The organism is Saliniramus sp. (assembly GCF_035311605.1).
In the GTDB taxonomy this organism is placed as follows: domain Bacteria; phylum Pseudomonadota; class Alphaproteobacteria; order Rhizobiales; family Beijerinckiaceae; genus Saliniramus.
Window position 1 is genome coordinate 1 of the sequence record NZ_DATGCW010000187.1, and the last position, 10,222, is coordinate 10,222.

The 10,222-nt window shown below is 65.2% G+C and carries 11 protein-coding genes and 1 pseudogene; 3 read left to right on the plus strand and 9 right to left on the minus strand.

Annotation, left to right across the window (positions count from 1 at the left end; genetic code table 11):
- The 4 genes from VKP01_RS08560 to VKP01_RS08575 form a co-directional block, all read right to left on the minus strand.
- The coding region (locus VKP01_RS08560; protein ID WP_324411740.1) for a CarD family transcriptional regulator at window positions 1-103 on the minus strand (103 nt) is incomplete at its 3' end.
- A gap of 357 nt (window positions 104-460) precedes the next feature.
- The gene (gene fdxA, locus VKP01_RS08565; RefSeq protein WP_324411731.1) at window positions 461-799 is read right to left on the minus strand and encodes a ferredoxin FdxA; all 339 of its coding nucleotides are present in this window, start codon (window positions 797-799) and stop codon (window positions 461-463) included.
- Between the two features lie 123 nt (window positions 800-922).
- Window positions 923-1,189 (minus strand): RNA-binding S4 domain-containing protein, encoded by a 267-nt coding sequence (locus VKP01_RS08570; RefSeq protein ID WP_324411732.1) that lies wholly within the window; start codon window positions 1,187-1,189, stop codon window positions 923-925.
- A 10-nt stretch (window positions 1,190-1,199) separates the two neighbouring features.
- The gene (locus tag VKP01_RS08575) at window positions 1,200-4,598 is read right to left on the minus strand and encodes a helicase-related protein (protein ID WP_324411733.1); all 3,399 of its coding nucleotides are present in this window, start codon (window positions 4,596-4,598) and stop codon (window positions 1,200-1,202) included.
- Between the two features lie 239 nt (window positions 4,599-4,837).
- Between VKP01_RS08575 and VKP01_RS08580 the strand changes: the two genes are divergently transcribed.
- Window positions 4,838-5,287 (plus strand): YtoQ family protein, encoded by a 450-nt coding sequence (locus tag VKP01_RS08580; protein WP_324411734.1) that lies wholly within the window; start codon window positions 4,838-4,840, stop codon window positions 5,285-5,287.
- Between the two features lie 18 nt (window positions 5,288-5,305).
- On the opposite strand, the gene VKP01_RS08585 is transcribed toward VKP01_RS08580, so the two are convergent.
- Together VKP01_RS08585 and fabI are read right to left on the minus strand one after the other, a co-directional pair.
- On the minus strand, window positions 5,306-5,887 hold the full coding sequence (locus VKP01_RS08585) for a histidine phosphatase family protein (RefSeq protein ID WP_324411735.1): 582 nt from the start codon (window positions 5,885-5,887) through the stop codon (window positions 5,306-5,308).
- A 44-nt stretch (window positions 5,888-5,931) separates the two neighbouring features.
- Window positions 5,932-6,768, minus strand: coding sequence for an enoyl-ACP reductase FabI (gene fabI, locus VKP01_RS08590; protein ID WP_324411736.1), 837 nt, complete (start codon window positions 6,766-6,768; stop codon window positions 5,932-5,934).
- Between the two features lie 299 nt (window positions 6,769-7,067).
- Here fabI and VKP01_RS08595 point away from each other — a divergent pair, with 299 nt between their 5' ends.
- Window positions 7,068-7,373: a DUF1244 domain-containing protein gene (locus VKP01_RS08595; RefSeq protein WP_324411737.1), complete on the plus strand. Its 306-nt coding sequence runs from the start codon at window positions 7,068-7,070 to the stop codon at window positions 7,371-7,373.
- 180 nt (window positions 7,374-7,553) lie between these two features.
- Complete coding sequence (locus tag VKP01_RS08600) at window positions 7,554-7,808, plus strand: DUF2312 domain-containing protein (RefSeq protein WP_074446276.1); 255 nt, start codon at window positions 7,554-7,556, stop codon at window positions 7,806-7,808.
- Window positions 7,809-7,817: 9 nt separating this feature from the next.
- Here VKP01_RS08600 and VKP01_RS08605 read toward each other — a convergent pair whose 3' ends face one another.
- The 3 genes and pseudogenes from VKP01_RS08605 to VKP01_RS08615 form a co-directional block, all read right to left on the minus strand.
- The gene (locus tag VKP01_RS08605; RefSeq protein WP_324411738.1) at window positions 7,818-8,783 is read right to left on the minus strand and encodes an acyltransferase domain-containing protein; all 966 of its coding nucleotides are present in this window, start codon (window positions 8,781-8,783) and stop codon (window positions 7,818-7,820) included.
- Window positions 8,784-8,844: 61 nt separating this feature from the next.
- A complete protein-coding gene (locus VKP01_RS08610) occupies window positions 8,845-10,002 on the minus strand; it encodes an acyl-CoA dehydrogenase family protein (RefSeq protein ID WP_324411739.1) in 1,158 nt (385 codons plus the stop codon).
- Between the two features lie 122 nt (window positions 10,003-10,124).
- Window positions 10,125-10,222: pseudogene (locus VKP01_RS08615) on the minus strand (ATP-binding protein); the annotation flags it as partial.

The following is a 10,222-nucleotide window of genomic DNA, read 5'->3' on the forward strand; positions in this document are numbered from 1 at the left end:
GCTCCTCGATCGCCGTGATGCGACCGACGCCGTGCGCCGGATACACGACTGCTTCACCTGCCTTGAAACCGAGTTGCTTGGCGTTCTTCTTGGCGGTCGTCATGCGATGAAGGCCTCCTGCATGGATGCCGCGCGACGTTATCAGGGTCGCGTCGACGAAAATGAAGCCGCCGGCAGGGGTCCGGCAGTCCGGAAGATCAAGTGTGGAGCAAGCGCACCGAAGCCGCCCACGGATCGCGATCCGCAGTCCACACCCCCTAAATGCGCGTCAAGATGTCGAGAAAAGCCCCCGGCGCCATCGGCAATCAAAGCGTTCAAGGTCCGATCCGATGGCGGTCAGGAAGATGATCATGATAGGCTGGGCTCACAATAAGTGTGGTGCCCGTCGCTCACTCTCGACGGTAACAAAACCCTAGCACAAAACCCATGAAAAATCAAAACGGCTGACGTCAAACTGTCATCAATCACCGTCGCCGGGATTGGCCGAGAAGAATTTTTCGTATTTACCCTCCATACCATCATATTCTTTCGCATCCGGCGGTTCCGGCTTCTTCTGCGTGATGTTGGGCCAGGTCTTGGACAGATCGGTATTGATCTGCAGCCATTGCTCCAGCCCCGGCTCCGTATCCGGCTTGATCGCCTCCGCCGGGCATTCGGGCTCGCAGACACCGCAATCGATGCACTCGTCGGGATGAATGACGAGCATGTTCTCACCCTCATAGAAGCAATCGACCGGGCAGACCTCGATGCAATCCATATATTTGCATTTGATACAATTCTCGGTAACAATATAGGTCATGACACAGTTCCGTCCGGCTTTCGCTTGTCCCATGGTGGATGCCCGCAGGAGGCGGGATTGGGCACGGACATCGCTTTATCGCGTCCGCCCGTAATGCACAACTAGTTCCCCCCGCGCACCCCATCAAGAGTCGATCGCCTCATAGAGTGCCCGTGCCGCATCGGCATTGCCGCGCCGCTCACCGAGCGCCGTCACGCGCGCCACGACGGTGCCATGCTCCGCTGCCACCGTGAGCACATCGCCCTCCGCGATCCCCTTGGAAGGCTGCCTGATACGCTTGCCGTTGAGGCGCACGCGCCCGCCTTCCACGAGCTTCGCGCAGGCCGTGCGCGTGCTGGCGAATCGGGCGTACCAGAGCCATTTGTCGAGGCGCTGGCGATCTTCCCGCATGGCCTGCGCCTCAGGATTTGTCTTCCAGCTGCGCCTTCAGGGCAGCGAGCTTGGCGAAGGGCGAATCGGGATCGGCCTGACGCGATTTGCGGTTATCGGGACCGGAGGAATACGTCGCCGGCTTGCCTTTGCCCTTGCCTGCGGGTTTGCCCCTGCCCTGATCGGGCCCCTTGCCGCGCCCCTTGAAGCCAGCTTCGCCATGGCCCTTGTCGTGAGGCTTGCCGCCGCCGTGATCGGGCCCCTTTCCGCCGCGCCGGAAATTGCCTTCGCCGAACTTGCCGAGCTCGCGGGCGCGCTGTTCGCCCCGCCGCGTGGCCTGCCCGCTGGCTGCACCCGCCTCGGCACCATCCTGCCCGCTCGATGCCTGCCCCGCACCTGAGGGCCCCCGCCGGTTCTGACCGCCACGCCGGCGCGCATCACGCTGCCCACCACGCGGCTGCCGGTTCTGACGCCAGATCTCGATGGTTTCCGGCTCTGTCGCTTGCGCCTCTTCGGCCTCCGCCGCAGCCGAAGCGCCGTCCTGCGGCCGCGCGACTTCGTTCCTCTCGGAGGCCTGCGCGGTATCCGCCGGCAGCTGCGCCGATACCGAATCAGCCGGCGCCTCTGCCATCACGTCGGCAGTCGCAGGCGAGGCCTGCGCAGATGCAGCCGCCTGCGGCGCAACGTCCACAGGATTGGCTGCCTCAGGCGCAGGCTCTTGGGGCGCAGGCTCTTGGGACGCGCTCTCTCGAGATGACGCATCGGTCGCCGCTGCGGAGACGGCGTCGGACGCCGCATCGGCTGCGGGATTACCCGTCTCCACCGTGTCCGGCCTGGCCTCACCGGCTTCGGCTTGTCCCGTCACAGCCTCCCCTGCCGGCGTCTCAGCCTCGGCTGGCTCGCCATTGCCGGCGGGTTTGGCCGAGATCGGCGTCGTCGCCACGGGCAGCAGGATCTCGCTGGTAATGGCCGGGCCGGTACGGGTCTGGGAGGTATAGCCGAGCGATTTCAGGATCGAACCAAAATCCTCGCCCGCACAGCCGACCAGCGAAGTCATGGCCACCGTCGCCACGAAGCCGTCGCCGTCGGCAGCGCCCGCCGGCGGCTCACCGATCGTCTCGCCGGGGCGGTAGGCGATGGCCGGGCGGATCAGATCGGCCAGGCGCTCCAGAATATCGACACGCACCGCGCGCCCGCCACAGACCCGGAAACCGGCAGCCCGGTAGAGCCCGTGGGCGACGTCCGGATCCACCGGGATCGAGGTGCGCCCGGAACCCGCCAGATGGGCGATCTCGTCGATGCCCTTCTGGTCGAGCCCACCATGCCTGAGGGCCCAGAGCTGGGCCGCCAGCGTACGCGGTGCCGGCTTGAGCATCAGGGGCATGTAGAGATGATAGGCGCCGAAGCGCACGCCCTTCTGGCGCAAGGCCGCGCGACCTTCCTGCTCCAGCCCGCGCACTTCCTGGAGCACTTTCGCGCGCTCAAGCACGCCGAGCGCTTCGGAAATCTGGAAGGCGATGCCGCGCGCGATGCCGGTCAGATCCTGGGCATCCTCGAGCTCGATCACGGGGCCGAGCGTGCGCACGATATAGGCCTTGAGCCAGGCTTTCAGCCGGGTCTCTACCTTCTCGCGAGCCGGGCCGGTGAGATGCTCGTCGGCAATGATGCGGATCTCCGGCTCGAAGATCTTCTCCGACGCTTCCAGCTTGCCGACGGGATCGCCGCTCCAGCGGATAGTGCCGTCATTCGACAGCACGAACAGCGTATCGGCAGCCGAGGCGAAACGCTCCGCCCGCTGCTCGATTTCGCCTGCGAGCGCCTTTTGCGCAGCATGGCGCAGCGTCTTGGCCTCGGCACTGTCCGCACCCGGATCCGGCACGAAGGAAAATCCGTGGAGTTGTCCCACGTGCTGGCCTTCGACGATGACATCGCCGGTGGCCGAAATCTGCGCATCCAACATCGCGTTCTCTCTCAAGCGCCGCATCAAAACGCTCGTCCGACGATCGACGAAACGGCTCGCCAGCCGGTCGTGCAGAGCGTCGGACAGCCTGTCCTCTACCTTACGGGTGACGCTCTGCCAATGCTCCGGATCACGCAACCAGTCATCACGGTTTGCGACGAAGGTCCATGTCCGCACCTGCGCGATGCGGTAGGAGAGGGTGTCGATATCCCCCTCGACCTTGTCCAACTGCTTGATTTGCTTGGAAAACCAGTCATCGGGAATGCCCCCGTCAGACATCACGAAACGGTAAAGCGCCGCCACCAGGTCGGCGTGGCTCGCAGGCGACACTTTTCGATAATCGGGCACCTGGCAAACTTCCCAGAGCCGCTCGACGGCATCGCGGCTGGTGGCGAGGTCACGCAACTCCCGGTCGCGGACCACGATATCGAGTGCGGCGATGTCCTCGCCGATGGGCGCGCGGGTCAGCCCGTTCTCGCGCGGCACGTCGGCAAGCGAGGCCTGAAGACGCTCGAGGGTACGGAAGTCGAGATCGGGATTGCGCCATTGCAGCACGCGCAACGGCTCGAAGGCATGCGACTCGACGGCCTGGGCGATTTCCGGCTCGAACGGGTCGCAGCGCCCGGTGGTGCCGAAACTGCCATCGTTCAGATGCCGCCCGGCGCGCCCCGCGATCTGGCCGATTTCCGCCGGCTGCAGAGCGCGGAAGCGAAAGCCGTCGAATTTGCGCGATGCGGCGAAAGCGACATGATCGACATCGAGATTGAGCCCCATGCCGATCGCATCGGTGGCGACCAGGTAATCCACCTCGCCCGACTGATACAGCGCCACCTGGGCGTTGCGCGTGCGGGGCGAGAGCGCGCCGAGCACCACCGCCGCGCCGCCACGCTGGCGCCGGATCAGCTCGGCAATGGCATAGACCTCCTCCGCCGAGAAGGCGACGATGGCCGAGCGCGCGGGCAGGCGCGAGACCTTGCGCTCGCCGGTGAAGACGAGTTGCGACAGGCGCGGGCGGGAGGTGACGTGCACACCGGGAATCAGCTGCTCGATCAGCGGCTTCATCGTGCCGGCCCCGATCAGCAGCGTCTCCTCGCGCCCGCGCTGGTTGAGCAGGTGATCGGTGAAGACATGGCCGCGATCGAGATCGGCGGCGAGCTGCACCTCGTCGATGGCGACAAAGGCGAGATCGAGATCCCGCGGCATCGCCTCCGCCGTGCAGACCCAGTAGCGCGGCTTGCGCGGTTTGATCTTCTCCTCGCCGGTGATGAGCGCCACCGCATCGGGCCCGACGCGATCGACCACGCGCTGGTAGACTTCGCGCGCCAGCAAACGCAGCGGCAGGCCGATCATCCCGGAGGAATGGGCCAGCATGCGCTCTATGGCGAGATGGGTCTTGCCCGTATTGGTCGGCCCCAGAACGGCGGTCACCCCGCGCGAGCGGACTTGCGGTGGAAGGGATCTGCGTTTCATCAACTCGACCTTGAACGCCCTCTCCCGCAATCGGGGTGATGCCCCGGGTGGACATGCGCAATGCGCGGCGCGGCATCACATATGCGGATCAAATGATCAGCACGACGGATCCACGTGTCTTTCTGCCTAGCAGGGTGACGCGGATTTGCAAGGCCGGCCCGCAGGCGGATTTGCAACGCGGCGCAGGGCGGGCGATCATGGTGCAAGATCCGTTCAGGCAACAAAACAAGGAATCGACCATGACCCTGCAGGTCTATCTCTCCGGTGAAATCCATTCGGACTGGCGCAACGAGATCATCACCGGTGCCCGCGATCTCGATGTCGCCTTCAGCGCCCCCGTCACCGATCACGCGGCCTCCGATGATTGCGGCGTCGCGATCATGGGCCCGGAGGAAGAGGATTTCTGGGCCGATCACAAGGGCGCGAAGCTCAATGCCATCCGCACCCGCCGCGATATCGCACGCGCCGATCTGGTCGTCGTGCGCTTCGGCGAGCGTTACCGGCAATGGAACGCCGCCTTCGATGCCGGCTATGCCTCGGCGCTCGGCAAGGCCATCGTGGTGATGCATCCACCCGAACACGGGCATGCACTCAAGGAAGTCGACGCGGCGGCGCTCGCCGTGGTCGAGCATCCCGAGCAGGTCGTGCAGATCCTGACCTATGTGCTTGAGGGCACATTGCCGCGCTGAGGCGCCGGCGGCATCCGGTCACACCCAGCGATATTGCCGCTCGCGGATCACGAGGACGCGCCCCTGCCAGATGTCGAGATGCGGGGCGCGCTCGGACGCGACGCCGCAGCGATGCGCGAGAAAGGCGCGGGCGACGCCGCCATGGGCGACGACGACGCTGTCTCCTTCAAGCCCGTCGAAGCAGGGGGCGATCCGCGCGACGAGATCATCGTAGCTCTCGCCCGCGGGCGGGCGAAAACCCCATTTATCGGCTTCGCGCGCGGCGGCTCCCTGCGGATCGCGGGCGGTGGCTTCCGGCCAGGTGAGGCCCTCCCAGTCACCGAAACGGATCTCCATCAGGCGCGCATCGGTCTCGTAACCCAGCGGATCGAGACGCAGCGCGCCGCGCGCATGCTCGGCGGTCTTGCGGGTTCGCGTCAGCGGGCTGACCAGCCAGGGCAGATGCCCGGGCTGCGGCACCAGCTTTGCCAGAATGCGTCCTGCTGTCTCGGCCTGCCCGACGCCACGCGCATTCAGCGGAATGTCGTGCTGGCCCTGCAGGCGGCCCTCGGCATTCCAATCCGTCTCGCCGTGGCGGATGAAGAAGATCGTCGCTGACATCCGACACTCGTTTGCGGAAGGGAAAGACCGGGTTGCGGCGCGCCTCAATCCTTGTCGAGGGACATGTCGGGGGCCTCGGGATTCTTCATGCCCACGACATGATAGCCGGCGTCGACATGGAGCACTTCGCCGGTGACGCCGCGCGAGAGATCGGAGAGCAGGAAAGCCGCCGTCTCTCCAACTTCCTCTATCGTGACGGTCCGACGCAGGGGTGCGTTGTACTCGTTCCATTTGAGGATGTAGCGGAAATCGCCGATGCCCGAGGCCGCGAGCGTCTTGATCGGGCCGGCGGAAATCGCGTTGACACGAATGTTGTCGGGGCCGAGATCGGCGGCGAGATAGCGCACCGAGGCCTCCAGAGCCGCCTTTGCGACACCCATGACATTATAATGCGGCATCCACTTTTCCGCACCGTAATAGGTCAGCGTCAGCATCGAGCCGCCGTCACGCATCAGCTTTTCGGCCCGCTGGGCCACGGCGGTGAAGGAATAGCAGGAGATATTGAGCGACCTGTTGAAATTCTCCTCGCTCGTCTCGATGTAACGACCGGTCAACTCGTCCTTGTCCGAGAAGGCGATGCAATGGACGATGAAGTCGAGCTTGCCCCAGACCCGTTCGACCTCGGCGAAGACCGCATCGATGCTCGCACCGTCCGTGACGTCGCAATGGCCGACGAGAATGGCGTCGAGTTGCTCGGCGAGCGGGCCGACGCGCTTCTTCAGGGCGTCGCCCTGGTAGGTGAAGGCGAGTTCCGCCCCCTGCTGGCGGGCCGCACGGGCAATCCCCCAGGCGATCGACCGGTTATTGGCCACACCCATGATGAGGCCGCGCTTGCCCGCGAGAATACCGGTCGATGCCGTCTCCGCCGTGTTGTCCGCCATGATTCACCCACGATTTTTTGACTGTACGAAATTGGAAGGCACGCTACGTTTAGCCGATGGCATCGCCTGGGGAAAGTCCTGATGCAACCCGTCCCCTGTCCTCTTCGTACAATTTTAAATAATTAATTAATGTATCAGGCAATCATTGCGATCCTAGCCCCACAACATCCATCGACGCGCCGCATCCGATTCGCCGCAGCCGGCTCTTGCATGCGCATGGATGCGGGACCATCGTTGCAGGAGGAGGGAACGCCGATGGCAATATCAGGCGTTGCGCCGTTCCTGATCAGGAGTGAGTGATGAAGAATCTCGATGAAGAAACCCGCGTCGCGCTCGAAGCCGCAGCCTTTCGCAGGCTGGTTTCCCATCTGCGCAACCGCACCGACGTACAGAATATCGACATGATGAATCTTACCGGCTTCTGCCGCAATTGCCTGTCGAACTGGCTCAAGGATGCCGCCGACGAGCGCGATCTCGGCATCAGCAAGGACGACAGCCGCGAATATGTCTACGGCATGCCTTACGCGGACTGGAAGGCGCAGCATCAGGCGCCCGCCAGCGCCGACCAGCAGGCCGCTTTCGAAGCCGGCAAGCCGACGCATTGAGCGCAGGCATCTGGCCTGCGCAGCCATCCTGGCGCGCGCAGGCGCCGGTCCGCGCCTCCATCCACATGCGGCACCCCCGCCCCTCTGGACACGGGCGCCCGGATTGCCTAATCCCTGCCTCGACCTTGTTCGACGCCGCGCCGTTCCTGCGCGGCGTCTCGTTTGGTGAGGATGGTTTTCATGGCTGCAGATATTGCGGATTCCGGCGTTGCTGCCGACGAGTTGCGTCAGTTCGTCGAGCGCATCGAGCGTCTCGAAGAGGAAAAGGCCGGCATCGCCAGTGACATCAAGGATGTCTATGCCGAGCTCAAGGGTCGTGGCTTCGACACCAAGGCGGTGCGCCAGATCGTGCGCCTGCGCAAGCAGGACCATTCCGAGCGCCAGGAGCAGGAAGCAGTGCTGGAACTCTACATGCAGGCGCTGGGAATGGCATGAGGCACCCGCTCAGCCCGATCGCCCGAATCGTCGCGCCACGGCATCGAATCGCCCCGCATTGCCACCCATCGGCGAGAGGGTGATGGCGATGCGGCGCGCCGGGCCCGGAGGGGTGTTCTGGCGGATCAGCGCGGCGAGCGCGCCCGATGGCGAGAGATCGACGTAATTCGCCCCGCCGCCGAGCGCAGCGGCACCGCAGACACGCATCACATCCATCCGGTCACGCACGATGCGCCAGAGCAGATCCGGCGCCTCCGGGTCGAGAATGCCACCAAAACAGGCCGACAGGCAGGGGATGGTGCCCCTGCGCGGGGTAATCTCGGCAAACATCGCCCGGCAGGCGGACGCCGCCGGATCGATCAGCGGCGAATGAAATCCGTAAGGTACCGGCAGCACGGTCGCAGTCACGCCCCGCGCCGCGAGATGCGTACAGACGGGGTCGATATGCGCGCGTGCCGCCGCCAGCACGCAATTCTGCGCCGAACCGCGTCCGGCCAGGTGGCTATGCGACGCGAGACAGGCGTCCTCGCGCCAGAGCGCATCCCCCGCGAGAACCGAGATCAGCCCGCCCCGCGCGCAGCGCTCATGCAGGAGCGCGGGCTGCCGGGCGATGCGGATGAGCGCTTCCTCGAAGCCAATCACGCCGGACAAAGCCATGGCGACGAATTCGCCGAGCGAGACACCGAGCAGGAGATCGGGATGAAGCCCGCGCGCCATCATCGCCTTCGCCGCGGCGTATTGCACCATGAACAGGGCCGGATGCGTCGCCTCCAGCCGCTCGAACGGCGCGCCGGGGGGATGATCGGGATCATGGATCTCGGCCAGAACCGAGAAACCGAAGCGCTCCCGCACCAGCGCATCGCCCTCTTCCATCCAGGAGCGGAAGATGTCGTCCTCCGTCAACAGGTCGCGCGCCATATGGCGGTATTGCGCGCCCTGGCCGGAAAAACAGAAGATAACGGGCCGCGCGGTCATGCCTTGAATGCGCATGCCGGTAGCGCGGCCTCTCGCTGCGCGGTGCGTGGCAGGCGATCCCTCACGCCACCGCCTTCAGTGTCTCACGGGCGATGATCAGGCGCTGGATCTCGGAGGTGCCCTCGTAGATCCGGGTGATGCGCGCGTCGCGGGCATAGCGCTCCACCGGATAATCGGCGCAATAGCCGGCCCCGCCGAAGAGCTGGATCGCGGTATCGGTGCAGCGATGCGCGGCCTCCGAGGCGAAGAGCTTGGCCATCGAGGCTTCCTTGGCAAAGGGCTCACCGCGATCCTTGCGCGCCGCCGCGTTGAGGATGAGCAGCCGCGAGGCTTCGAGATCGACCTCACGATCGGCGATCATCCATTGCGGGCCCTGCATCTCGGCAATGGCCTGGCCGAACTGCTTGCGCTCCTTGACATAGGCCTTGGCCGCATCCATGGCGGCGCGGGCGATGCCGAGCGAGAGCGCCGCGACGCCGATACGCCCGCCGGCAAGTTCAGCCACCGCTACGCGAAACCCGTCATTCTCCGCGCCCATGATATTTTCCGCCGGAATGCGGCAATCATCGAGATGCACCACATTGGTGGGCGAGCCGTGCTGGCCCATCTTCTTTTCCGCCTTGCCGATGACGAGGCCGGGCGTGCCCGCCTCAACGAGGAAGCAGGAGATCCCCTTGCCGGCGCGTGCCTCCGGATCCGTCACCGCCCAGACGACGAAGAGCCCGGCATATTCGGCGGAGGAGATATAGAGCTTCTCCCCGTCGAGGCGCCAGCCATTGCCCTGGCGGCGCGCGCGCGTCTTCATCCGCGCGGGATCGGAACCGGCGCCGCTCTCGGTCAGGCAGAAGGAGCCGGCCTTGTAAGTGCCGTCGGCGAGGCGCGGCAGATAGGCGCTCTTCTGCGCGGGCGAGCCCACCGCCTGGATCACCTCCCCCACCATGTTGGTCACCGAGGTCGAGACCGCCGTGGAAGCGCAGGCATGGCCGAGTTCCTCGATGGCGAGCGCGAAAGCGACCGTGCCGGCTTCGCTTCCCCCGTATTCCGCCTTGACGTTGAGCGCGGCGAAGCCGTTCTCGGCCAGAAGTCCGAGATTGGCCACGAGTGCCTCGCGCCCCTCTCCGCGATCGAGCTGCTCCGCAGCAGGCGCAAGTCGCTCCGCAGCGATGCGCCGCGCCGCATCGCGGATCATGATTTCTTCGTCCGACAGTGCGAAATCCATCGTCGCGCATCCTCGTTCTTTACGGGCATGTTGTTGCCCGCATCTGACCCCGGATAGCGGGTGGAGACAAGAGGGCACAGGGCCGCGTGTGGGGCAAAAGGCCGCGCCCCTGTGAGGCGCTGCTACCCCCGCCGGCTCATGAAGGCGAGTTTTTCGAACAGCGCCACATCCTGCTCGTTCTTGAGGAGCGCGCCGTGCAGCGGCGGGATCAGCTTGCGGG